This window comes from Phocaeicola plebeius (assembly GCF_003437535.1).
Classification (GTDB): Bacteria; Bacteroidota; Bacteroidia; order Bacteroidales; family Bacteroidaceae; genus Phocaeicola; species Phocaeicola plebeius_A.
The window spans coordinates 18,792-43,696 of the sequence record NZ_QSQT01000018.1; the positions used below are offsets into that span (position 1 = coordinate 18,792).

A 24,905-nucleotide genomic window follows, 5' to 3' on the forward strand; every position below is an offset into this window, starting at 1 on the left:
AACTTTTGTTTACTATTATTTGGATCCGATATAATAGCCTAAATGAGTGGGTTGATTATAACCTATATTCTGCATTGCCTGACTCATATCATAAGTATGATCTGTCATAAGATGCGGGAAACGATGCTCTGTCGGATAATTCGTAGAGAAAATATAAATCGCAGAATGGTCTGAAGAGCCCATTATTACTTCCTCACGCCAGTCGCCCAGGAAATCACCGTAATAACAAGGATTATATTTTGTACTATGATTACCTTCATTGCTTCCATATCCAGTTGCAAAATTCACAAGACGGTTCTTATTCGTTCTCGGATTAGCTTTATAGCTTACAATCAAAGCACGGTCAAACAACTCACGAGTCAATTCTCCAGTCCACCAAATTGCTGCATTATATAACGTACCACCACCAATACCAGTAGGCATATCAGGACTTATAGGTACATCTATAGAACCTCCACAATTGTACATTCCAGAATTCATCGAAGACCAAAATTCCATATTAGGACTATCAGGATCTACGTCTGCTACAATACAACGCCCTACATCACCATGCATTCCAGCACCATGAGCAGAAATTAATGAACCGTCACGTGCATCAATAACCTGGCATCCATACCCCAATCCTTGTACTGCATATGTATTTTCTTCTTCAAAGGAAGCCACAATCTGCAAGCCATCACGATCTTTAATGAATTTACCCACATGCAAACAGTCTCCATGTCCATTTCCAGTGCACCAAAGTTCATTTCCATTGTCATCAATTGCAGCCTGTCCATAGAGAATTTCATCTTTTCCATCATTATCTAAGTCTGCTACACGAAAAGCATGAGAACACATTGCCAACCATTTTTCATCATGATCCTTGGTATCAAATTTCCAACGATTTTCCAGTTCCGATCCTTTTAGGTCAAAGGCCCAAACCTGCCAGTTCTTGTACACGCCACGAGTCACAATCAGACTAGGATTACTTGTTCTAGCACCAGTTGATGGATCAGGAATCCCATCTAAATAAGCAGCACCAATAAAGAAACGGTCCATACGGTTTCCATAATCATCGCCCCAATAATCCATCCAATACTCAGCACGTTCTACTTTAGAACCTTCACCTCCACGAGGAATATTATCTGTACGTGCTATTTCACGTCCATCATACCCACGACAAATTGAGATGTATTCAGGACCTTCAAAAATCAAGCCACAAGTAGTAGGAAGTTTTGCACCTGAAGCCCATCCGGCACCATTTAAATCACGAATACGATAATCATGAACTTTTCCATCTTCTCCTGTAATCATCTTTCCATCTGCAAACTGGGTACCTTCAGCAGAGCGGAAGGCAATTTCACACAACCCATCACCATCAAAATCATACAAGATATAAGAAGTATAATGAGAGCCCGAACGAATATTAACTCCCAAGTCAATACGCCAAAGGAAAGTTCCATCCAATTTATAGGCTTCCAATAAAGTAGTACCATTATGCCATCCCCCCTGATTAGCTCCATCATAAGGTTCACGCTTAATCACGATTTCCATTTCACCGTCACCATCCAGTTCACCTACCTGAATATCATCTGCTACATAAGAACCGCTTTCCGGCAATTCAATTGTAGAAGGATTTGCATTCAATGTAATTTTACGGTAATAAGTTTGAGCCATCTCTGGCGTAAAATCACACTCACAAATTGTTTCAGTGTTTCCAGATAATGTGACACGATAATGATTTGCTTTTGTAGCATCTATATTTTCATCCAGAAAGCAAGTTGAATTAAGCAGTGCCTCGCCATTCAATTTTACTTCCTGCCCTCCATCTACCGATTTATAAATATCAAATGCCACGTTAGACGGATCGCTTTGCAATAGTCGCCAGCTAACCAAAGCCCCATGTATAAAAGTAGTAGAATTAGCATCCGCATCAGGAGTAGGATCATAACTTACCCACATAGCCCGACCGTCTTTTACCACTTCAGAGGGAAGTGCAGGCAGTTCTTCTGTATCACCACCTCCTGGTTGCGGAGCCGGAGTTTCTTCATCCGAACATGCTGATAATGCAAAAAGACAGACAGCACCTAAGAAACTTGTAAATAGTCTTTTCATGATATCTTATATTTTTAAATATTTATACTTTTCCGGAATCCGGGACTTACCAGCCCGGATTCTGACTTAAATTAGGATTTTTCATTCTCTCGGATTGAGGTATCGGGAAGAGATACATCTTATCGTCCCACTGACGAGTATTTACCACTGTAGAATAAGAATAAGCAGTATTATCTCCTGTTTTTGAGATTTGCAGACCTTCTATATTTACAAAATATTTGTCAGCCTCTTTCCAACGACGTACATCCCAAAAACGATGTCCTTCAAAAGCAAGTTCCACCATACGTTCTTTTTTATAAGCCTCCCAAAACGCATCATTTGACATATTTAACGGGAAGGCAGGCATTCCTACTCCTTCACGTTCACGAGTCATACTAGCTGCCTGGCGAGCCGACATAGTAAACTCAGCATCCGTTGCATCCGCACTTCCCAAATAACGGAATACAGCTTCTGCATAATTCAAATAGAATTCTCCCAAACGATAAGTTATCCATGTATGATAAGCCGACTTATTAGTACTATTAGAACGAAGGTCAATGTCTCCCTGGCAATATTTTTTCAAATAATATCCAGTTGGGGTACCTCCGTTCAGAGGCTGTCCGTTTGCCCCTCCCTGATAAGTGTAAATCGTACCTTCATTCCATGTCGGCCATCCGGTTTCCTCATTCACACAGATAGTCATTCTCAAACGCGGGTCACGGTTATCGTATGGTTTTGCCTTGTCAAACACACGGCTGCCATCCGCAATCCACGCTCCATTGACCAGGCGCACGTCATAACCGTCGGTAGTCTCATACGCATCCACCAGATTTTGTGTCGGACAGTTCCCTCCATTTCCACCTTCAATTCCAACCGGATAATTATAAGACTCCATAGTACTAGATTCACGATTCGCGCGACGACCAAAAATTAATTCATCCGTAGCATTCTTATAGTTATTTTTATCCCACAAAGAGGCATAGTCACTAACCAGCTTCATGCCACGTTCATTTACACAATAATCCAATAATTCTTTATTCGCTGTAGCCGCACGATGCCATAATTCTGGATTATTATCTGTATTAAACAATGGACTTGCTGCATAAAGAGCCGCACGAGCTTTCAAGGCCAAAACTGTAGCTTTATTTACACGACCTGTTTCTGGAGATTCACTAGGTAATACCACATCTGCAGGAAGGTTGGCATAATCTTCAATTATCAGATCCTTTATATCATCACACTCTGAAATAATATAATCAAAAATATCTTTAGCCGGAGTACGACTCAATGTATTGCTCTCATCTGCACTCAAGAAATGATCGATGAACGGCACATCTCCATACTGACGCACCAGATTAAAGTAAAAATAGGCACGCAGAAAACGTACTTCATACTGATAGTTATTGTAACGGAACATCTGAGGTTTATAGTCTGCATTCTGCTCTAACTCTGGGAATGTCAATCCAACATACTTATCCAAAAACAGATTACAGTTTGAAATACCCGAATAACATGTACTCCAAGTTCCACTTTGAGCATTAGTCGGACTCCATGAGCCATTATAAAATGTCTCAATAGAATTTCCTGTATATGCATACTGTGACTCATCAGTAGCCGATCCTAATATTGCTCCAGAATAATTACCAAAATCAGTATCCAAATCCAGGTAAATAGTGGTAATCAGACCTCCAACATTACTAAAATTCAGCTTCACAAAATCTTCATCATAATTATTATATTCATGGTAGTTCATTTGGTCTGAGCACGAAGCCAATGCTCCCATACACAACATACCATAGACAATTTTTCTAAGTTTCATTCTTCGTTTCTTTTAAGATTAAAAACCTACTTTCAAACCTACAATCAGACTCTTGTTCAATGGGTTTGTCGCTCCATAAGATTCAGGGTCTAACACATCAATCTTATCAAAGCACAGCAAATCAACTCCTCGTACATACAATCTTGCATCGCCGATGAATTTTGTTTTCTGCAACCATGATTTAGGGAAATTATAATAAACTTCAATATTGCGGAGTTTCAAGAAGGAACGATCTGCCAACCACACTGTATTTGTCTGGTAGTTGTTCGTATTGCTCTGAGTACTCAATCGAGGATATTTTGCATCTTGATTATCAGGAGTCCAACGATTTTCATAATAATGAGTAGAAAGCGTAGTTGTGCTCAGCAAAGGCCAGAACATACTCTTCGTATTCAAGATGGCAGAATAACGGCCTGTTCCCTGGAACTGGGCGTCAAATCCAAGTCCTTTCCATTCCGCTCCCAAATGGAACGTATAATAAATTTCCGGAGCGACTGTGCTATAACCGATAGCCGTCACGTCATTGCTGTCGATTATTTTATCTCCATTCACATCACGATACTTAATATCTCCCGGATAGACCGTTCCGAAGCTTTGAGGCAGACTGTTGGCTATATCATCTGCGTCTTTAAAGAAACCTACAGCTTCCAGACCATAAACCTGGTTCAACGAGTGGCCGGTCTGTACAAGATTATCGTACATTCTAGGTTCCTCCAGTTGCTCCTTAATCTCATTCCGGTTCCAGTTGAAGCTACCTCCAGCATTCAGCACCACATCTCCCACACGCTTCGTGTAATCAAGGCTGAACTCGCCGCCCCAACTGTCTACCACACCGGCGTTCTCATACGGAGGAGTCTGTCCCAAGACAGCCGTGTACTTACCTTCGGAAGAAACCCAGATGTTGTTTCTACGCTGATAATATGCGTCTACCGAAAGATTCAACCCTTTAAACAACGTGGCGTCTACACCGACATTGTATTTATATCCTTTCTCATGCGTATAATTCGTACTTGCCAAACGGCCGAGTTCTGTCGTACCGAATGAAGAATCATACGCACTATTGAACATATAGCGCGTACCTGTTGTGGTATAAATCTGGTCCCAGTAATCATACACATCACTGGCCGGCAGATAATCCGCATTGATAATGCCGAATGAAGCACGAAGTTTCAAGAAATCAATCCATGACACATTGTTCATAAAATTTTCTTCCGAAAGCACCCATGCCGCCGACACTGTAGGAGAAAACGCCCATTTATGACCGGGAGCAAGCAGACTGGAGCCGGAGCCTACCAACGCCAAGTCAAGGAAATAACGCTTGTCATATCCATAATGAGTAAACCATGACACATTCTGGCGATAAATGGTTGTATTCAAGCCGTATGAATCACGGTACTCATATTCCCACTTCAATTGAGAATACACATCGTGTGTATCCGCAAAGTTCCGGTTATAGCTAAATCCACCAGAGAAGTTGAACTGGCGTGTCCAGTTATTTATGCTTCCGTCTTTTCCCATTTCTGTAGGCTCACCTCCAGTTGTATGCGTATACAAAGGTCCTGTCAAATCAGTATAAGTCACCGTATATCCGCCATAAGTATAAGCCTGGCTATGGTCTTCCCATATAGAAGAATAGTTATCATAAGCCAATCTGAAATTGAATCCCAAACCTTCTGTAACAGCCGACAAGTCTTGTTCCAAGGTCAGGTCCGCAAACAAGCTTCTCGTATGACCTTTTGAATATGCCGCTCCCTGAGATTGAGCCACCGGATTCTGGGTTCCCAACCAAGTGGTATTGTTTCCTCCCCATAAGCCGTCCTCATCCTTTACAGGAAAAGCGGCTGCCGGCAGGGTATAAATCATATCCCACAGATTGGCAGAAGCACCCGGACGGAGAGATTCCGACAATGTACCCAAAATATTCACTTTCAGTTTTGTAGTACTGCTTACATCAATATCCATATTGGTACGCAGATTGGCACGCGAATACTTGTTCTGGGTAGAATAGCCTTCGTTCATATTGCCTTCTTTCACGAAACCTCTGTCTGTCACCAGGTCAAGCATAGAATAGTAACGGAACTTAGAACCACCTCCGCGAAATTCAATCGTATACTTGTTGGAAATGCCCGAATTCTTGAAAGTCTCATCAAGCCAGTTTACATTCGGATACAAATAAGGGAAGTCTCCATTACGGAAATACTCCACTTCCTTATCCGCATAACGGGGAGACAAACCTTCATACCTGCGTGCCTCATTATAAGCCTGCGCATAAGTGGCCGCATCCACAAACTCCGGCTTCCGGTCCATGAAATTATTTACATGGTCATAAGTAAACTTGATTTCTTTGGAATTATACTTACCGCGTTTGGTCGTAATCAGGATAGCCCCATTAATTCCTTTATACCCATACAAAGCTACAGCGGCCGCATCTTTCAAAACGGATACAGATTCCACTTCCTCCGGGCTAAGCAGGCTCATGTCTCTTTCCAGACCATCAACCAATATCAACGGATTGCTGCTGGAAAGACTCTGAAGTCCTCTGATATAAAAAGTAGGTTCCACATCCGCATAATTTCCCGAATTCTGCAAGACCATCATACCCATTCCCTGCCCTAACAGAGAATTAGACATGTTTTTAGCACTACGCTTATCAAAGTCTTCATTATAAATGGTAGAAACGGCTGCCGTAGACTCGGCACGGGTAAAAACACGTCCGGCGCCCACGTCGACAGACTGCCCCGCGTAATTCAGTACGACCTTCACCAGCGACTTTCCGTCCGCCTTTACCGTAGTCGTACCTTTATCTACTGACACAATATTCAATTGCTGTCCGGCAGAAGCTTCTATGGAAAATTTTCCATCCTTATCTGTCTCAACTCTTGTTTCCGGCATCCCTTTCACCATGACAGAAGCACCATAAACCGGATGCCCCCACTTGTCGACAACCATTCCTCTGACATTGTTGTCCGTGTCCTGAGCACCAGCAGGAACAGCCAGCAAGGCCAGGCATGCCCACATCAGATTCTTATATTTTTTCATAAAGCTATTATCAAAAATCTATTACTTATACTTTTATAAATTACCAGCCAGGATTCTGAACCAGTCCGTATCCCTTGTTTATTTCCGTTTGAGGGAACGGTGACAAATACCATTTGGTGTCAAAACCATAATCCCACCAGTAACGACGGATATTGTGCAACGTAAATCTTTCATAGTCAAAATGAACGGGCTGGGGAGCTCCTTGATTCTGGTCACCTTCAAACCATTTCGTCTCTATACGGTTTCCTTTCTCATCCAGACGGTAAATCAACAGTCCGTGCAGCTCTTTTTCAAACCGGTCCGCACGTTTATACCGAATCAAATCAAAGAAACGTGCGTCTTCCATACCAAGCTCACACACACGCTCACGCAGCAATTCTTCCAACAAGTTTTCCTTGTTTGAAGTCAGGTTCTTTTCCGGATTACAATCTTCCAGCTTGCCAAGGCCTACACGTTCGCGCACCTTATTTATCCAGGTCAACGCACCCGCATTGTCCCCTTTTGCCTGAAGCAATGCTTCCGCATAAGTGAGATAAATATCCGACAGACGCAAAGTCACCCACTGGCAATACTGACGCTGATATTCCGTACCGATATAATACTTCATATTGTCATAGCCAGTAGCAAAACGCATGGTCTCATCCCGTGAGTTGTTTCCGGCATCATAACCGCCTACCCACAGTTCGTATGGCTGTCCGGACATCAACCCGGCATTGTTCGACCAGTCCAGCATCTTGGGCAATCCGTTCACTATCACTGTCTCATACAAACGAGGGTCACGGGTCAATTCCAGGTTATTGTCGGCCAAAGTACCTTTCGCGAACATTTCATCCAGCTTGCCTTCTGCCTCTGTTTCCTCCCAATTGAACGGTTTACCGTCGGCCCACGGGAACATTTCCACATATTCTTGTGTAGGCGTATAAGAGTTACGTCCCAAATCGCTCCAATTATGCCAGAAATAAGTACTGGAATTAAAAGCGTCTCCCATCTGAACCCTGACAGAATGAATGACTTCCTTACTTCCTTGATAAAGGTACCCCATACGGTAGGCATAACGGTAACCGGCCGGTGTGTTATTGACAGACTGGTTCAATTCATAATAACCATTTGCCTGCAATGCGTTCATGAAGTCTTCGCAAGCCTTCAGGCAGTTTTCCCACAATTCCGGACGATAACCTCCGTACCATACCAGATGCTGCTGTTCCGCTTCTGAGGCACCGCCCGCATAACCCTGATTGTCATTGAACAAAGGAGAAGCGGCAAACTGCCAGATTTTACACTTCAACGCCATAGCACCTGCCTTGGTCCAGCGTCCGGTATAGGTGGAACTTCCGTCGGCACCGGGACCGTATGCCCAGGGCAAAGCCCCGGAATCAATGGCCTCATCCAACATCTTAATCATGTAGTTCACTGTTTCTTCTACCGTGGCACGCGGACATTCGTAGCTGGACTCATTTCCTTCAAAAGAGGCATAAAGCAAAGGAAGCCCCCCGTAATGACGGAACATGTCAAAGTAACGCACGGCTATCAAGCATTTGGCCTCCGCAATCATACGCGCCTTTTCATTGGCATCCAGATTGGGCACATCGTCGATGTGTTCCATCAGCAGCCAGCACCAGCGCACTACTTCCCACACCTTTTCATCGTTATAACAGAACTTATCCTGACGGCGGCTGTAATTGGCCGTATGGATACCGCTGTAATACTGCGAATAAAGCTGCGCGTCACGCCAGTGCAACTGCCAGCAGTCTGTCAAAGCCTCTACCTTACCGCAATACGGGCTGCTGGACACCGGCAAGGAAGTATCATCCTTATAAGGCAATCCATAATACTGACGACCATAAATTGAATTCAGAAACTGCTGGGTATAGACCGCGCTGCTGAATACCGTATCCACTGTGGCGGTACCACCCGGAGCCTTATCCAGGAATGAATTTCCGAATTTCATATCGTCCACACATGACGTGGCAATCAGATTAGCCGCCACACATGCGCCGAACAAAAGTTTATATCCTAATTTCATATTTTCTATCTTTAATTGTTTAGAATCCAAGTTTCAAACTCAATGTATATGTCTTAGACAATGGATAAGAAGGCGCATTGGAGGCCCTGGTTTCCGGATCGCCCCACAAATACGGGGTCAGTGTCCACAAGTTATAGCCGCTAAAAGCCAACTGGAACGTGTTCAATCCCAGTTTCTTCATCACCGGAAGATTAAAATTATAAGCCACCTGCAAGGTCTTCAAACGCAAGTACTTGGAGTCCTGTTCATACAATGTGGAAGTAGCGTAGTTATTGTCACGGTTCACAAATGTGGCACGAGGATACTTGGAACTTTGCGACGGGTTGTCTTCCGTCCATGTGTTGTCCAGATGGTAAGCCAGCAAACCTCCCTGAGAAGCGTCGGCCGATGAGAAGAAAGGCTGGCGGAACACATCGGAAATCATACGGCTCACGTTCCATGCGCCCGTCCACTGCGTGCTCACTTCCCAGTTCTTCCAACTGAAACCCAAGGTCAGACCGGCCATGTATTCCGGGTCGTCCGTATAACCATAGTCATAACTCATATCATTGGTATCAATCTTACGGTCACCGTTCAAGTCCACATAGACGGCATCTCCGTTGCGCAAGGTCTGAATCTGTTCCGGATACGGACGGTTGAACGTCTGCTCATACAGTTCGGGAGTCTGCTCATCGTAGTAACGGAAGAACACATACTGCGAACGTGCGCCGATACGATGTCCTTTGGTGTACTGATAATCATAGCTTTGAGGCGCCTGCTTGTCTTCCAGAATCTCATTCTGGTTATAAGAGAGGTTAAAAGTAGCCCAATAACGGAAGTTATCGCCAATCTTGTCGTTCCAGTTCAAGGACAGTTCCCATCCCCAGCTCTCCACTTCTCCCAGGTTGGCGTAAGGCACGGTGAAGCCCAGCAGCCCCGGAGCCGTTCCGTCAATCAGCAGAATGTCTTTACGGTGCTCACGGTAATAGTCCACCGAAGTACGGAGACGGTCGTCAAAGAAATTCATGTCGACACCATAGTTTTGTTTCAAGGCTGTTTCCCAACCCACATCGGCATTGTTCTTGGCGGTTTCTCTTGCTCCCAGACTGACTGTACTGTTTTCAATACCAAAGCTGTATCCGTATCCGCCGTTACGGTTAGGCAGACTGCCGTTATTCACTTCATACGGGTCGGCCAGGTAAAGGAAACGGAGGTTCAGGTCGCTCGGCTTGTCGTTACCTACCAGACCCAGACTGGCACGCAGTTTCAGGAATGTCATCCACGGCTTCAGCGGCTGGAACCATTTTTCCTCACTCATAATCCATCCCACAGAACCTGCCGGGAAGGTACCGAAGCGGCGTTCCGGCGCAAAGTTCTCGGAACCGTTGTAACCGATGTTGAACTCGGCCATGTAACGGTTTTTCCAGTCGTAGGTCACACGTCCTACCAGACCTACATACCCACGGGGAATGTCACGGTATTGAGAGCTACTGCTGCCAAAGTAATACTGCTTGGACTGGTTGTACAACAGCAAGGCCGTCACATTATGGTCGCCGAAAGAACGGGCATAGTTCAAGCTGGCCTCCATGTACCAGTCACGCGACTTGCCGGTGCTGTAAGAATAACTTACATCCGTATTCTCGCCTGCCTTACGGTAAGCCAGACTTCCGTCTTCCTGCAACACGGGAGTATAAGTGGCTACGGCACCACCCGTACCGGTCTTTGTCACTACGAAACCACTGTTGTAAGAACCTTTCAACTTGACAGAAAGTCCCTTCGTAATGAAATCCAGTTTCTGGTCGAGCATCAGGTCGGCCGTCAGTTTGTTATTGCTGACCCTATCAAAACCGGCACCATAGTATGCCATACCATTACCTCCGGTAAAAGGAAGTCTTTCGTCACTGTAATCGGTAGCTGTGGTAATAAACTTTCCGTCTACAATACCCGGACTGGAGAACGGAGTGGCATAGTACATGTTCTTAATCATACCGGATGTTCCCTGGCTGGTATGAGGCTTGCTGTTATTATCTACATTACCTGCCACGTTGAACGACAAAAGTGTCGACTTGGTGACGTTAATATCAAAGTTCGCACGATAGTTGAAACGCTTGTAAGAATAACTTACATCATACGGCAGATTGAAACTGTTGAACAGACCGTCCTGCGTATAAGCTCCGGCCGAAATGAAATAACGCACCTTGTCCGTACCGCCCGACACACTCATGTTATGCTGGCTCTGCAACGCCGCGCTTTTCATGATGTAATCGGCCCAACGGGTATCCGGGAAACGTATAGGGTCGGAATGGGTACGGAATTTCTCCACAATCGTCGGCGAGAAAACCTCGTCTTGTCCGTCATTCTTCATCAACTGGTTATAGAAAGTGGCATACTGATACGAATTGGCCTGTTCCACCATCTTTGTCGGCTGAAGGATACTGGCAGAAGTAGAGAACGAAATTTTCGGCTTTCCTTCCTTACCGCGCTTGGTAGTAATCAAGATAACACCATTCGCACCACGGATACCAAACACCGCCGTAGCGGAAGCGTCCTTCAACACGGTCACGCTCTCGATTTCGTTCGGGTCAATGTCCGTCATGCTTCGTTCCACTCCGTCCACCTGAATCAGCGGAGAAGAATCACCGAAAGTAGCTTTACCACGCACCAGAATGTCGGCCGCATCCGCACCCGGCTCACCGGAATACTGCACCGTGGTCAAACCGGTCATCTGACCACCCAGCACATTGGTGACCGAACTTACCGGCGTACGCATCAGTTCTTCCGAACCGACACTGGAGATAGCTCCAGTCACACTTACCTTTTTCTGCACACCGTAAGCTACCACCTGCACTTCGCCCAGCATGGTAGAATTGTCGGACAATGTTACTTTCATGTCAGCTTTTGCCGGAACGGTTACCGAATTATAACCGATGAACGAGATAGTCAGTTTCTGTCCCGGTTTGGCATTAATCATAAACACTCCATCAATATCTGTAATAGTACCGATTGTGGTACCTTCAATGATGACATTCGCACCGATAACGGGTTCACCATTGCTGTCGACGACCGTTCCCTTGATATTGCCCTGCTGCTGAGTGGCCTCTACAGCCGCATATGCCTTTTCTCCTAAAAGCGGAGAGACAGCCACAGCCGAAAGAAGCATCGCCATGGGGAGAGCGGTACTTTTTATATAATTCTTTTTCTTATTCATATTGCCGTTTTAATTTTTGATTTTAAAAAGCTAACATCATGCGGAATTGCCCAGCACGTGAACCACGTTCACAAATCAAATTATATGCTCCTCCGTCCATACCATGAGTCCACTGAAACGTATCATTACGTTGAGTACTTGACCAATAATGTCCTGTCAAAGCACCATTATCAACAGATGTCATTTCTTCACCGCCAACCTTTATGATACTCTTATTAATATTAGTCAAATTATCAGCAACTTGCTGCCAGTCTTTAATAGAAGGAATATACCAAGGAGTCGCAGCAGAAGGAACTGCTACAGCATTACGATAGGCCACGATAAAGCTATAAGCATTATCGCAAGTAGAAGGAGAACCTTTACCTTCTTCTGTTACCATAGTCATCAAGACCGTATTGTTATAACCAAAGAAAGCCGGGAACATAGTCAATGCATCATTTTTCAAGTTACCATCACGATTTGAATTGCAGTAAACAAACTTACCAGCCCATTCCTCATCTGAATCAAACCATGTATCATAAGTTCCACTCTTGCTTGTGTGATACTGAGATGTAGCTGTTCCATCAGGTAAAACAGCATTATTTAAAGAAAGAACTAACCCATGAGAACAGTTAGGATAATCACGATACAAAGCATCCTGAGTTTCGGAACAAGCATCTGGAGCATACACATGCGGCTGAGGATTACCCACATAACATACAACACCAATTGCATTGTCTGGAACCGTTGTAGCATCTACACTTACCAGATTACCGTCCGCACAGAGGTAATCACCAATCTGCAATGTATAATCCAGCTTATTAGCATCATTAATAGTATACATTTTAGCCTTACCACTAGCCAGACTTCCTGCAGCACTAAATGACATTTCTTTGGCTCCCTGATAAGTACCAGAAATAGAATACTCAGCTTCAGGCTTTACCAAAGCCATATAAGTACCACTAGCAGCATCGTAATATGGTGTTGTTTTCACATCATTTATAAACAGCTCTTTAGGAGCTACATTCAAACTATAATCATCCAAACCTCCATTCGTGAAATCATAGACCAGATTAGGCATTTTCAACACAGCTAAAGCCATGCGATGTTCCATTGAAAAGGTTACCTTACCTTGCAAACGCCCATCTTCTGCCTTACCTGCACTTGTCATTAAATCACTTTTTGTATACTTTGTACTTCCCTGATCAGCTGCAATTTCCCAATTACCAACAAATTCCGCAAACGGATCTTCTGCAGCAGGATCAAACGCCACATTCTCCTGATATGGATAATAAGCATAAAATGTGATATTTTTGAAACGCTCACTATCATACTCTATAGGATTTCCATCCAAATCCCATACCCCCTTTTCATTAAGAGTAAATTTGCGATTGGAAATTCCATCTACCAGTTGACCATTTTCTACACCATACATTCCAATAGCGTCCCCTTTTACGAAAGTTGTTTTAAAATTTTCGTCTATGGCACGTCCATCCGATATCCCTTGAAAGCCCATATCGGAAACACTAATCTGAAAAGTCTGTGCTGTAGAACCATTTCCCAAGCTTTCTTCCTTCGTGCAGCTTGTAAAAGCAAGCAGACCAGCCAAAGCACATATTGAAAGGTTATTATAAATTTTCATCGCTTATTCATTTAACTAATTATTTTACTTCCGGAACAATCTCTTCATTTTCCATTTCGCCCCATTCAGCTCCGTTCACATAAGCTTCCGTACCCAATGCCTTCGCATCCGGAGTTTCTTCCTTATTTACTTCTGTCCACGGATTAATGTCTGTGCCTGAAATTTCAAGTACGATAGGAGTGTCATTCGGAGTCGTATAGTCGTTCGCTGTTAGTGTATAATTATAGGAGTAACCTGCCTTCATTTCCGGCCAGTCGCTTACCGGTATTTCCAGAGAATAATAAATGCGGCGGCCGTCAGTGGAACGCATCGTAGCCTCAATCAGAAGCCCCTCAGCTCCTATCGTCTGCGGAAGAAGATATGCGGTGAAAGTATAATCGTTGTCCGCATTCAGCATCTGACGCAAGTCGCTGACAGCCGCATCCTCTGCCACCGCAGCCACACCCGTTTCCGTGTCGAACGTACCGTTCCGCTTGATACCTACCAAGTAACATTCTATATCTGTCAAAGTCACCGGATTTCCTTCCGGGTCTGTTCCCGGCACAAACTTCAGGTTCACACGGCTCATGGCGTGGTTGAAGTTCAAATGCACATTCGGCTCGGCTTTTGTAGCCTTGGTAGAAGCGTAGAGGAAATCGAAGGCGGCACGTTCTTCGGGCGTATCCTGATTTTCGGAAGTGATTTCTACTGTCTGCACGGGAGGCACAGTTCCTTCTTCTCCTACGTGAGGATAATAAGCGGTCACATCGTACTCCTCATTTCCAAGCAACCAGATTTCATCAAAACGGTTGATGGCGGTAAATGAATTGTCGGCGGCATTGTAACGGTAGAACACATTTTTCTGTGTAGGTCCGCAGGAAATGCTCACCTCATCGCCGTCATCCCAGGTCACTCCAGTCACACGGGATACATCCTGCGAATTCTGTTCGTTGATTGACGCGCTGAAAGTGACTTTCGCCCCTTCGTCGCCAGCAAATTTTACATCGGTGTCCTGCCCGCAACTTACAAGCAGCAATGCGGCTAAAGCCGCCATGGAACTAATGTTTTTCATACATGTGTTTTTTAATAAAATTGTTAATCGTTTTTATTGACTTGTATATAACTTTTGTTTCTTTCGCCATTATTTAAGGTTCTTATTTTTAATTTGCATCGCAATGTTACAGAAAATTTAAATATACAAAAGTCCATAATTGTACAAATACATGGAATTTTGTACAGATTCTCCCCCTCATATACACACAAACGGCTTTTAGCCATAACCCAAAGGGATATATCCAACCGCAAAAGCTTTTTTTACACCTTTCCCATTTCATTGAGAAAAAGCCGTGCCGCACACCGGTTTATCGACCGAAAACAGGAAAGCCTTCTCTATAGACCCAGACAGTTACATGCGTTTTTAATTCATAAAAAGATAAGTTCCGGACTGTTTCTCCCGATATACTTTTCCCATTTTTCCAACCAGAAAAATCATCTCTAAAAAAACGCAAGTGCGTTTAGATTCAAACGCAAGGACGTTTCAAAGCAAACGCAAGGACGTTTGGATTCAAACGCAAGGACGTTTTACCTTAAACGCACTTGCGTTTTTTATCCCTCTTTCCGTACTTCTTGAAGAAATTATTCTACATTTTTTCTGCAAAACGCTTGCATATTCAAAAATAAGTCGTACCTTTGCACCCGTGATTGAGAAACACCTCAACACAAAGTCAGGATGGCCCGTTCGTCTATCGGTTAGGACGCAAGATTTTCATTCTTGAAAGGGGGGTTCGATTCCCCCACGGGCTACTGAAAAAAAATAATACGCACGGTATTCCGGCGCAAGAGGATGGCCCGTTCGTCTATCGGTTAGGACGCAAGATTTTCATTCTTGAAAGGGGGGTTCGATTCCCCCACGGGCTACAAAAAAAGGTCTGAACAAAAGTTCAGACCTTTTCTTTTTATACTCTATCCAGATTTATCAGAAGATTACACCCAAACGGAAACCGGCATGGTTCTGCCCCTCAATGTCGCAAGTCAATGTCTGCGTCTTGTTCGTAGCATAACTGTAGTAACCGGCTACATGGAATCCCCATTTTTTTCCTGTCGGATAAATTTTCAGACCGATTTCCGGAGAAACGTAGAATCCCCATGATTTGTCGTACACACCTCCGCTACCAAAGTAAGTGGTATTACGGGCAAACATAGCACCTGCCTTCACTCCGATGTAAGGCTTTACATAACGGTTGGTAGAGAGATTATATGCCCCCATCACACCAAACGGTACCTGGAAGGCCGAACGCTGCTGGTCGGTAGTCAATGATTCCGTAGGCGACAACGGCAATGTCTGACGTCCCACATACTTATGGTTGGTATGGAAAGAAGCAAAGACTCCAGCTTCCCAACGAGGCGTAAACTGATAGCCCAGCTCAAAGTTCATTCCCCATCCGCTCAACTTATCTGCAAAACCAGTGGAAAAAGGCGCATTCATCTGCCAGTCCACCTTCAAAGTAGTCTTGCTGATATCGAATTGCGAAAATCCTTTTACAGCCACTCCCAGACACATAAAGGCCAGCAGCGCCATCTTTTTCAATATATTTATCTTCATTTCAAATTCCTCCTCTAATTAATTAACCGATTTGATATAAGGTGACTGCTCGAAAGCCTGTACCACCGAATTCTGCAACATCATCTGATTAAACTGTCCGCTGTACTGGAATCCTGATGCGCTGGCATACCACACCACCGGAAGATTTTTCTGTGTGCCGTCCTCATCGGCAGTCAGGTCGACCATCTCCATCACCAAGGTATTGGTATTATAGGAATAGGACACAGGATACGGATAATACCATCCGGACCAGGGGCCCCAGAAACCATAATCCCACCAGCCGCCCCAATAGCCACCGGTAATGACCTGAGTTGTCTGAGCCACATAGGAAAGCTGCAAGCCCACATTGGCTTCTTCCTTCTTTTCCGGATCAAGGATACGGGTGTATCCGCGTGCATCCATTTCTGCGGCAACCTTATTAATAATCGCCTTTGCATTTTCATCCTTCCAGTAGGTAGCTCGATGACCACCTGCCTCTAAAATACTGTCAGGCAAGAAATACGTTTTATAACCACCAAAGTCGGCATCCTTGTCATAATCGGTGTAGACCACCAGATCCGCGTCCAACTGATTCATGTCAGGGTCTTTCTCACAAGCCGACAACCCCAACAACAGACACGCAAAAAACAACATCTTTCTCATAATTCATCTTGTTTTATCAAATTGAACGTCCTTTAAATACTGAGCTCTTGAAAGCCGGAAGTATCACCCCGTTCAGGGTCAGACGATTGGAATTAAAATTCGGAGTAATGGTAACCGTAGCATTATTCGTTCCCTTCGGCATGCTGATGTCCAGACGAGCCGAAATGCCGACACCCATTACATTCATGGATAAATAGAGCGTCCCCCTCTTGTCAGTCCTCATCTCATAAGAAGAGACCTTTCCATTTACCGTTACGCCTCCCAGTCCGTTAGGACCTGCCGCCGGAATATTGAAAGCCACCTGCACCACTGCATCTTCTCCATCTACAGACACAAAGTTGGTATTCGATGTGACGTAAGCCGTCTGCCCATACTTGAACACCACCTGGTCTGCTTCAAGGGTAAACTTCTTTGCATTGATAGCTTCCACTGCTTCTGCATGCTGGATACTGTCTATTTTCTCTTGAAGAGCTTTCTTTTCTTCTTTGGTCAACTCAACTTCTTGAGCCTGAATATGTCCGACCATCAAGGCCAGTGCGCATATCAGAATTGATACCATCTTTTTCATAAATCTATGTCTTTAATTGATTACATACTATAAACAACGAATTCAGCGTTTTGCTGCATAATTCCTGTTTAAAAAAGTATAATGTATTGCCCCCTTTTCAAATAAAATTGTTATCTTTAGAATATATAAAGAAAAAATCTATTCATAACCTTTAAAAAACCGTACCATGACACACATCAGCGAAATAACCTTATTGATTGCCGTCATTGCACTGGCCCTCTGGCCGGTCGTATTGTTCGCCCTGCGCTTCTTGCGCGAGCGTCAAAAACGGTTGGAATACATTGAAAGAATGACAAAAGACGAACAGGACGAAGTCACGACAAAAGACCTTGTCATCAGCGTTCTGAAGAAAATAGGCTGCCAGCCTAAGGTGAATGAAGAAAATCACATCACCTTTAAATATCAGGGAGACGATTTCTATATTGCGGCAGAAGAAGAGAACCGATTTATCATGATCTGGAATCCATGGTGGGGCTCCATCAATGCCGACAACGAAGCGCTTCCTTATCTGAAAGAGATTATCAATTTGGCCAATGTAAACTCACTGGTCACTACCGTCTATATGGCGGACGAGGATGAGAAGACCATCGGACTACACTCCCGTTGCCACACGTTCTTCTCTCCCAGAGAAGGAGAGCTGGAAGAACACATGAAAATGCTGCTGGACTATTTCTTTGACATGCACAATGTGATAAAGGACAACATGAACCAGTTAGGCCAGGCAGCCATCAACGAGGAAGAGAAAAAAGAACGCGTAAAAGTAAAAGGTTTTTCCGCCTATAAGGACAACACCATGCCTATTGAGGCGAAGAAAGAGGAAGAGAAGAAAGAGTAGGTTCTTCGTCGTGCTTCCGCATACTGAATTCACAGCCGCAATACTGCTGGTTATAGAAATTATATTCCTTGATAATGGCTATACGACGCTCACTCAAGCCCCCCCTGCGCCAGTTCTGTTCCCACCAGGTTACGTCGGGATAAGCAGCTACAGCCCAATGTCCTGCTTCATTAATCTGCTCCAGGCTTTTCCAGCGAGAGGAAGCTAACGTGGTCGTGATGACTGAGAAACCGTGTTCATGTGCATAACGGGCCGTATCGGCCAGACGCATTTTAAAGCATTTCAGGCAACGCCCTCCGCGCTCCGGTTCGTTTTCAAGTCCGGCCACCGTACAACGCCAGAATGCATGGTCATAATCTGCATCCACAATATCCAAGCCCAACGACTGGGCATAGCGGGTACACTCGTCCTTACGGATATTGTATTCCTCCAACGGATAGATATTCGGATTACAATAATAGATAGTAGGGCGTATGCCATGATTCAACAGACATTCGATAATGGCCGATGAACACGGTGCGCAACAGGTGTGCAACAAGACTTTGTCGGCTCCACCCGGTACTTCCAATTCAAATTTCTTCTTTTTCATCCTTTCACTCACCTTTATTCACACGAATCAGACACTCCCTCCGCATAAGAAGCAAACAAGGGTTGCAACAACTCCGGTATATCTATCCCCTGCTCGCGTATTCCCTTCAGACAGTTATGCGCTTCTTTTGTCAGAGAGAAATACATTTGCCGCTTGTCTTTCTCGCCCAAGGCACGCACCAACAGATTCCGCTCTTCCACCGCACGAATCACCTTGGAGGCATGCGAGGGAGTCAGTCCCGTACGCTCTACAATCGTACTGGCCGCTACCCGCTCCTTACCGATGGCACATAACACCATAGCTTCGTTCAGCGACACTCCATGCGACTGCATCAAACGGGATTCAAGTTCAGAGAGAGCCCGAAAGAGCTCTCTCATCACACAAATACATTTTATTTTTTCCATACTTAAATAAACAGATTTACATTGGCTTCCTCGGCACGATCCATATAGGTCGCTACCCCACCGATGGTGACGTTGTCCAGCAGTTCCTCCTTTTTCACTCCCATCACGTCCATTGACATCTGACAGGCAATGAATTCTACTCCATTATCAATGGCCTGCTGGCGAAGTGATTCCAACGAATCGATTCCCTTACGGTTCATAATGTAACGCATCATCTTCGTACCCATACCTCCCATGTTCATCTTTGAAAGCTTGAGTTTCCGAGAGCTGGAAGGCAACATCATGCCGAACATTTTTCCAAAAATATCCTTCTGTACCGACGGTTTCCGTTCCTTCTTGATGGCATTCAGTCCCCAGAAGGTAAAGAAGATGGTCACTTTCTTGCCCGTAGCTGCCGCACCGTTAGCCAGCACAAAGGTAGCCAAAGTTTTGTCAAGGTCATCACTGAAAAGGATGAAAGTTTTTCCCTTCTCTCCCACGTCCTGACGGGAAGCCTCTATGGCACAAGGAGTCGCTTTCTCTACCACTACCTTATAGATTCCCCCTTCCGACTTTGAAGAAAGGAAGCGGTTTCCGGTAGTACGGCACCATGCCTCTGCGTCTCTCGGGAAGCCGGCATCCGTAGCATGAATTTCCATCTGCTCACCGGCTTTCAGTTCCTCCATCCCTTTTTTCAAACGCAAGATAGGGCCAGGACACTGTATGCCACAGGCATCTACCACATGTACCTTTTTGCAATCCGAATTTCCTTCAGCCGTTTCACACGAGCAGGCTACGGCACATGCTTCTTCCGGCTGGCAAACCGGAGTAACCGCTGCATTGTAGGTCTTGATACCACCTATCAGGTTGCGCACATCCTTATAACCGTTTTCTTTCAGAATGTTGGAAGCCAGATAGCCGCGCAAGCCGACTCCACAATACAAGAAGACTGGTTTGTCCGATGGAATTTCCTTCATCCGTGAACGCATTTCATCCAAAGGTACGTTTACCGCTCCAGGAATGTGCCCCAGTTCATATTCGTCTTTTGTCCGTACATCCACCAAGGTCACCTTAGTCAAATCGGCCTGCTGTAATTCTCTCCAATAAAGAGGAGTCATCTTGCCGTTCAAGATATTTCCAGCTACATAGCCCGACACCGCTACCGGATCTTTAGCTGAAGAGAAAGGAGGTGCGTAGGCATGTTCCAGTTGCATCAAATCATATACGGTTCCTTTCTGCTTGATGACCAGTGCATATTCATCAATGCGCTTATCCACTCCATTGTATCCCACAATCTGTGCCCCATACAAACGACCGTCTTCAGGAGAGAAAGTAATCTTGATGTCCATCTGCAGGGAACCGGGATAGTAACCGGCATGCGAACCTGAGTGAATGGTTGCCGACAGATAAGGCATACCAAAAACTTTCAGACGCTTAGCCGGAAGTCCCGTAGAAGCCACAGTCAAGTCAAATACTTTCGCTATGGCAGTCCCGATAGAGCCTTCATATTTCACCCGGTTACCAAATGTCATGTTGTCGGCTACGATACGTGCCTGACGATTGGCCGGTCCGGCCAGAAAGTTCAACCACGGCTTACCGGTAATCGGATGCGGATATTCAATGGCATCACCTACGGCATACACTGACTCGTCGGAAGTCTGCAGGTATTCATTTACATAAATACCCTTCATTTCTCCTAACTTCAATCCGGCTTCTACAGCCAGATGAGTTTCTGCCCGTACACCGATAGAAAGAATAACCAGCTGAGCTTCTGCCTGTAACCCCGACTGGAATTTAACTCTCAGTCCGGAATCGGTCTTTTCAAAGGCTTCCACTGCCTGTTTCAGATACAGTTTGACACCCTTCTGTTGCAGATGGCCATGCACCAGCGCTGCCATAGAGAAATCAATCGGTCCCATCACCTGATCAGCCATCTCTACTACAGCCACCTCAATACCGGCATGATGAAGGTTCTCGGCCATTTCCAATCCGATAAAACCACCTCCTACAATCACCGCTTTCTTTATCTCATGGCTCTGCATGTAAGTCTTAATGCGGTCTGTATCTGCCACATTTCTCAGGGTAAAGATTCCTTCATTATCAATTCCCGGCAAAGGAGGACGCACTGGCGATGCCCCCGGTGAAAGCAGCAATTTATCGTATGTTTCAGTATATTCTTTCCCGTCCGAAGTACGTACCTTTACTTCTTTACGGGCAGTATCAATTGCCATAACCTCCGAACGTACCCGCACATCGATGCGAAAACGAGTGGAGAATGCTTCCGGAGTCTGTACAAACAAGCGGTCGCGCTCCTGAATCACCCCACCTATATAATAAGGTAAACCACAATTGGCATAAGAGATATATTCTCCACGCTCAAACAAAATGATTTCAGCCTTTTCCGTGTTTCTCCGAATACGGGTAGCCGCAGTGGCTCCACCTGCTACCCCACCAACAATTACATACTTCATAACTATTTATTTTCTTTGTTATTATTTTCTAATGGAAACTTTTTGCAAAGAAAATAAATAATTACATAAAGAATAAATTTCCAATGGAAAATATTCACCAATTAAGCATTATTAAGGGAAAGCGTCTCTTTCTAAGCTAATTTCTGATAAGCCAGTCGCGGAGTTCCATTACGCACATAGATAATTCCACAATACGCAAAGCCTGTAGAAAGCAGCAGATGTTGCATCACCTTGTTGTCTGCATGAGTATCGGCACGCAGGCACGGCCACTGACGGAAGCACCAGTCCACACACAGTTTTCCTATCCCCTTGCAGGAGCCGTCGGATGCCAGCCGATGAATCACATAATAGGGAGAGTCGTCTCGCCATTCCCCGTTTTCAATGCGTGCATAGGTCGGATCGGGTCCCTGAATGAAACAGAAAGTGGCCACTGCTCTTCCATCCTCCGTTACACACACATAACAGTGAGAAGCTTCTATTTCCTCCTGTATCAGTTCCCGCTGGGGATATCCGTTAATCCACTGATTAGGGTTTCCCGTGCGACACATGAAACGACGGGCTTCTTCAAATATCTCCATCAAACGGTCCAAATCATCCAATGTAGCCTTGCGTATCTGTAAATTCATAAGTCTTTTCTATTTTGATAAACCGACGCAAAACTAATGGTTTTCTTCTGTTTTATAGAGCAGGTTTCTTGTTTTTTTGAAATAATGTTGTACCTTTGTGACAACTTCAAAAACAAATGGGGCATTAGCTCATCTGGCTAGAGCGTTTGACTGGCAGTCAAAAGGTGGCAGGTTCGAGTCCTGTATGCTCCACTTTTTCTTTTCTACTCCACTTGACTTTTCCCTGATTAAATATAAAAACAGACCTTGTCTGACTTATTCAATTTATTATTATGTACAGTATTTTAATCATAGAAGACGATAAACGAGTAGCCGATTTGCTAAAAACCGGACTGGAAGAAAATGGCTATCACACCATGGTGGCATACGATGGAGCCATGGGGCTTCGTCTGTTCCAATCTCACTCTTTTCAGCTGGTTATTTCGGATATTATTCTTCCCAAAATGGATGGCTTTGAACTCTGCAAAGAAATACGCAAAGCAAATCCGCATATCCCTGTACTTATGCTGACAGCCTTGGGGTCAACCGATGATAAACTCGATGGATTTGATGCAGGTGCAGATGACTACATGGTAAAACCTTTCGACTTCCGGGAACTGAACGCACGCATTAAAGTGCTTCTGAAAAGAAAAGCAGAAGCAACTGTATCTGTTGTTGCTCCCGAGAAACTTACCTACAAAGACTTGCAGATTGATACCAACCGCAGGGAAGTGATGCGCCAAGGTAGCCTCATCCGCTTATCTCCAAAAGAATACAACCTGCTTACCTACATGGTGCAGAATGCAGAACGAGTCATCAGCCGGATAGAAATTGCCGAAAAAGTCTGGAATACCCACTTTGATACCGGTACCAACTTTATCGATGTGTACATCAATTACCTGCGTAAAAAAATAGACAAAGACTTTGAAACCAAACTGATTCACACCAAACCTGGAATCGGATTTATTCTTACTGACGAAAAGCCATGAAAATTAAAACCGCACTTACGCTCAAAAATACCGGAGTCATAGCTGTGGTATTTCTGCTTTGCATGACCTTAATCTATCTGGTCAGCGAGCATATCCGAAGCAATACCTTCTTCCATAACCTGAAGAGTGAAGCTGTCACTAAAGTGCATCTGTTCCTGCAAAACCAGGTAGATGCCGACATCATGCAATCCATCTACCTGAATAATAAGGAGTTTATCAATGAGGTGGAAGTGGCTGTATATACCACAGACTTTCACATGCTCTACCACGACGCCATCGACAATGATATTGTCAAAGAGAATCCGGAAATGATTGCCCAAATTCTCCAACAAAAGGAAATTGAATTTTATATCGGGAAATACCAGGCCGTCGGGATGGTTTATCCTTTCAACGGACAGACTTATATTGTGACGGCCGCAGCTTACGACGGTTACGGACACACCAACCTGCTGGAACTTCAGAAAACCTTGGTTATCCTGTTCTTTATCGGTCTCCTGCTTTTATTTATTACCTGCTATTTCCTGGTTCGGGCATCCTTAAAACCTATCCGGGAAATCGTAAAAGAAGCAGAAACGATTACCGCTTCGCGTATTGACCAGCGTCTGCCCGTAAGAAACGAGAAAGACGAATTAGGAGAATTAAGCCAGGCTTTCAATGAACTACTGGAGCGACTTGAAATATCATTCAACTCCCAGAAAATGTTTGTCAGCAACGTGTCTCACGAAATGAGAACCCCGCTGGCTGCCCTCATTGCGGAACTGGATTTGTGTCTGCAGAAAGACCGTACAGAAACACAATATCGTCAAGCCATACAGAACGTGCTACAGGATGCACGACGAATGACAAAACTGATTGACGGGCTGCTTAATTTGGCTAAAGCTGATTACCAGAAAGAACAGATCAAGATGCATGAAATCCGGTTGGACGAATTGTTGCTCGATACACGGGAAATCATTCTTCGTGCCCATCCGGAATACCACATCGAACTGATTTTTGAACAGGAAGATGCGGAAGACGACCGGATGATTACCGTCATGGGCAATGATTACCTGCTAACCATTGCCTTTGCTAACTTGATTGAGAATAACTGCAAGTATTCGGACGACAAATCTTCTTTCATTCAGATTTCCTACTGGGATAAATGGACCATTATCCGCCTGTCGGATGACGGAATTGGTATGTCGGATGCAGAAAAAGAAAAGATTTTCACCTTGTTCTACCGCGGAGAGCAGGAACAGCATGCGGAAGGACACGGCATCGGGATGGCGCTTGCACAGAAAATCATCGCCCTGCATCAGGGCAGTATAGCCGTACATTCAAAACAAGGAGAAGGAACGACCTTCATCATTGAACTTCCTCACATTTAATCTTTTGGCACATCCATTCAAAGAAAAATAAACTCCATCAGAGTGGTATTAGAAAATTAGTCTCACAAATTCTAATAGTTTTCTAATACCACTCTAATATTTCTCTAACAGCC

The 24,905-nt window shown here is 44.6% G+C and carries 17 protein-coding genes and 3 tRNA genes; 6 read left to right on the forward strand and 14 right to left on the reverse strand.

Going from position 1 to position 24,905, the window contains the following annotated elements:
- Positions 1 to 15: 15 nt before the first annotated feature.
- The 7 genes from DXD04_RS10280 to DXD04_RS10310 are packed head-to-tail and all read right to left on the reverse strand — an operon-like array spanning position 16 to position 14,813.
- Complete coding sequence (locus DXD04_RS10280; protein ID WP_117673078.1) at positions 16 to 2,094, reverse strand: rhamnogalacturonan lyase family protein; 2,079 nt, start codon at positions 2,092 to 2,094, stop codon at positions 16 to 18.
- 46 nt (positions 2,095 to 2,140) lie between these two features.
- Positions 2,141 to 3,892: a RagB/SusD family nutrient uptake outer membrane protein gene (locus DXD04_RS10285; protein ID WP_117673080.1), complete on the reverse strand. Its 1,752-nt coding sequence runs from the start codon at positions 3,890 to 3,892 to the stop codon at positions 2,141 to 2,143.
- Positions 3,893 to 3,910: 18 nt separating this feature from the next.
- Positions 3,911 to 6,931, reverse strand: a complete 3,021-nt coding sequence (locus DXD04_RS10290) for a SusC/RagA family TonB-linked outer membrane protein (protein WP_117673083.1) — start codon at positions 6,929 to 6,931, stop codon at positions 3,911 to 3,913.
- A 40-nt stretch (positions 6,932 to 6,971) separates the two neighbouring features.
- On the reverse strand, positions 6,972 to 8,954 hold the full coding sequence (locus DXD04_RS10295) for a RagB/SusD family nutrient uptake outer membrane protein (RefSeq protein ID WP_117673158.1): 1,983 nt from the start codon (positions 8,952 to 8,954) through the stop codon (positions 6,972 to 6,974).
- Between the two features lie 19 nt (positions 8,955 to 8,973).
- Positions 8,974 to 12,141: a SusC/RagA family TonB-linked outer membrane protein gene (locus tag DXD04_RS10300; RefSeq protein WP_117673085.1), complete on the reverse strand. Its 3,168-nt coding sequence runs from the start codon at positions 12,139 to 12,141 to the stop codon at positions 8,974 to 8,976.
- 22 nt (positions 12,142 to 12,163) lie between these two features.
- The gene (locus tag DXD04_RS10305) at positions 12,164 to 13,762 is read right to left on the reverse strand and encodes a fimbrillin family protein (protein WP_117673088.1); all 1,599 of its coding nucleotides are present in this window, start codon (positions 13,760 to 13,762) and stop codon (positions 12,164 to 12,166) included.
- 19 nt (positions 13,763 to 13,781) lie between these two features.
- Entirely contained in the window at positions 13,782 to 14,813 is a 1,032-nt protein-coding gene (locus DXD04_RS10310; RefSeq protein WP_117673090.1) for a fimbrillin family protein, read from the reverse strand.
- 659 nt (positions 14,814 to 15,472) lie between these two features.
- On the opposite strand from DXD04_RS10310, the gene DXD04_RS10315 reads away from it, so the two are divergent.
- Positions 15,473 to 15,544: transfer RNA gene (locus tag DXD04_RS10315), tRNA-Glu, on the forward strand.
- Between the two features lie 42 nt (positions 15,545 to 15,586).
- A tRNA-Glu gene (locus DXD04_RS10320) sits at positions 15,587 to 15,658 on the forward strand.
- Between the two features lie 58 nt (positions 15,659 to 15,716).
- Here DXD04_RS10320 and DXD04_RS10325 read toward each other — a convergent pair.
- From DXD04_RS10325 to DXD04_RS10335, 3 genes are read right to left on the reverse strand one after another with little or no spacing between them, the layout of a single operon-like run.
- Positions 15,717 to 16,343, reverse strand: coding sequence for an outer membrane beta-barrel protein (locus DXD04_RS10325; protein WP_117673092.1), 627 nt, complete (start codon positions 16,341 to 16,343; stop codon positions 15,717 to 15,719).
- 18 nt (positions 16,344 to 16,361) lie between these two features.
- The gene (locus DXD04_RS10330; RefSeq protein WP_022053690.1) at positions 16,362 to 16,985 is read right to left on the reverse strand and encodes a DUF4136 domain-containing protein; all 624 of its coding nucleotides are present in this window, start codon (positions 16,983 to 16,985) and stop codon (positions 16,362 to 16,364) included.
- Positions 16,986 to 17,001: 16 nt separating this feature from the next.
- Positions 17,002 to 17,553, reverse strand: a complete 552-nt coding sequence (locus DXD04_RS10335; protein ID WP_117673094.1) for a DUF4251 domain-containing protein — start codon at positions 17,551 to 17,553, stop codon at positions 17,002 to 17,004.
- Between the two features lie 175 nt (positions 17,554 to 17,728).
- On the opposite strand from DXD04_RS10335, the gene DXD04_RS10340 reads away from it, so the two are divergent.
- Positions 17,729 to 18,388 (forward strand): hypothetical protein, encoded by a 660-nt coding sequence (locus DXD04_RS10340; RefSeq protein WP_177298813.1) that lies wholly within the window; start codon positions 17,729 to 17,731, stop codon positions 18,386 to 18,388.
- Here DXD04_RS10340 and DXD04_RS10345 read toward each other — a convergent pair.
- The 4 genes from DXD04_RS10345 to DXD04_RS10360 form a co-directional block, all read right to left on the reverse strand.
- A complete protein-coding gene (locus DXD04_RS10345) occupies positions 18,351 to 18,977 on the reverse strand; it encodes an epoxyqueuosine reductase QueH (protein ID WP_117673096.1) in 627 nt (208 codons plus the stop codon). The two genes, DXD04_RS10340 and DXD04_RS10345, sit on opposite strands and share 38 nt — an antisense overlap.
- A gap of 14 nt (positions 18,978 to 18,991) precedes the next feature.
- Complete coding sequence (locus DXD04_RS10350; protein ID WP_007562955.1) at positions 18,992 to 19,381, reverse strand: MarR family winged helix-turn-helix transcriptional regulator; 390 nt, start codon at positions 19,379 to 19,381, stop codon at positions 18,992 to 18,994.
- A gap of 2 nt (positions 19,382 to 19,383) precedes the next feature.
- Positions 19,384 to 21,831 carry an FAD-dependent oxidoreductase gene (locus DXD04_RS10355; protein WP_117673098.1) on the reverse strand — a complete coding sequence of 816 codons (2,448 nt, stop codon included), beginning with the start codon at positions 21,829 to 21,831 and terminating at the stop codon, positions 19,384 to 19,386.
- Positions 21,832 to 21,962: 131 nt separating this feature from the next.
- Complete coding sequence (locus tag DXD04_RS10360; RefSeq protein WP_117673100.1) at positions 21,963 to 22,457, reverse strand: GNAT family N-acetyltransferase; 495 nt, start codon at positions 22,455 to 22,457, stop codon at positions 21,963 to 21,965.
- Between the two features lie 118 nt (positions 22,458 to 22,575).
- On the opposite strand from DXD04_RS10360, the gene DXD04_RS10365 reads away from it, so the two are divergent.
- The 3 genes from DXD04_RS10365 (at position 22,576) to DXD04_RS10375 (ending at position 24,792) form a co-directional block, all read left to right on the forward strand.
- Positions 22,576 to 22,649, forward strand: a tRNA-Ala gene (locus tag DXD04_RS10365).
- A gap of 80 nt (positions 22,650 to 22,729) precedes the next feature.
- Positions 22,730 to 23,425, forward strand: coding sequence for a response regulator transcription factor (locus DXD04_RS10370; RefSeq protein ID WP_117673102.1), 696 nt, complete (start codon positions 22,730 to 22,732; stop codon positions 23,423 to 23,425).
- On the forward strand, positions 23,422 to 24,792 hold the full coding sequence (locus DXD04_RS10375) for a HAMP domain-containing sensor histidine kinase (RefSeq protein WP_117673104.1): 1,371 nt from the start codon (positions 23,422 to 23,424) through the stop codon (positions 24,790 to 24,792). Before DXD04_RS10370 ends, DXD04_RS10375 begins: the two co-directional genes overlap by 4 nt.
- The last annotated feature ends 113 nt before the right edge of the window (positions 24,793 to 24,905 follow it).

Coding starts and splice junctions, on each gene's coding strand:
- DXD04_RS10280 (WP_117673078.1), bottom strand. CDS start 2,094: ATGAAAAGACTATTTACAAGTTTCTTAGGTGCTGTCTGTCTTTTTGCA.
- DXD04_RS10285 (WP_117673080.1), bottom strand. CDS start 3,892: ATGAAACTTAGAAAAATTGTCTATGGTATGTTGTGTATGGGAGCATTG.
- DXD04_RS10290 (WP_117673083.1), bottom strand. CDS start 6,931: ATGAAAAAATATAAGAATCTGATGTGGGCATGCCTGGCCTTGCTGGCT.
- DXD04_RS10295 (WP_117673158.1), bottom strand. CDS start 8,954: ATGAAATTAGGATATAAACTTTTGTTCGGCGCATGTGTGGCGGCTAAT.
- DXD04_RS10300 (WP_117673085.1), bottom strand. CDS start 12,141: ATGAATAAGAAAAAGAATTATATAAAAAGTACCGCTCTCCCCATGGCG.
- DXD04_RS10305 (WP_117673088.1), bottom strand. CDS start 13,762: ATGAAAATTTATAATAACCTTTCAATATGTGCTTTGGCTGGTCTGCTT.
- DXD04_RS10310 (WP_117673090.1), bottom strand. CDS start 14,813: ATGAAAAACATTAGTTCCATGGCGGCTTTAGCCGCATTGCTGCTTGTA.
- DXD04_RS10325 (WP_117673092.1), bottom strand. CDS start 16,343: ATGAAGATAAATATATTGAAAAAGATGGCGCTGCTGGCCTTTATGTGT.
- DXD04_RS10330 (WP_022053690.1), bottom strand. CDS start 16,985: ATGAGAAAGATGTTGTTTTTTGCGTGTCTGTTGTTGGGGTTGTCGGCT.
- DXD04_RS10335 (WP_117673094.1), bottom strand. CDS start 17,553: ATGAAAAAGATGGTATCAATTCTGATATGCGCACTGGCCTTGATGGTC.
- DXD04_RS10345 (WP_117673096.1), bottom strand. CDS start 18,977: ATGAAAAAGAAGAAATTTGAATTGGAAGTACCGGGTGGAGCCGACAAA.
- DXD04_RS10350 (WP_007562955.1), bottom strand. CDS start 19,381: ATGGAAAAAATAAAATGTATTTGTGTGATGAGAGAGCTCTTTCGGGCT.
- DXD04_RS10355 (WP_117673098.1), bottom strand. CDS start 21,831: ATGAAGTATGTAATTGTTGGTGGGGTAGCAGGTGGAGCCACTGCGGCT.
- DXD04_RS10360 (WP_117673100.1), bottom strand. CDS start 22,457: ATGAATTTACAGATACGCAAGGCTACATTGGATGATTTGGACCGTTTG.
- DXD04_RS10370 (WP_117673102.1), top strand. CDS start 22,730: ATGTACAGTATTTTAATCATAGAAGACGATAAACGAGTAGCCGATTTG.
- DXD04_RS10375 (WP_117673104.1), top strand. CDS start 23,422: ATGAAAATTAAAACCGCACTTACGCTCAAAAATACCGGAGTCATAGCT.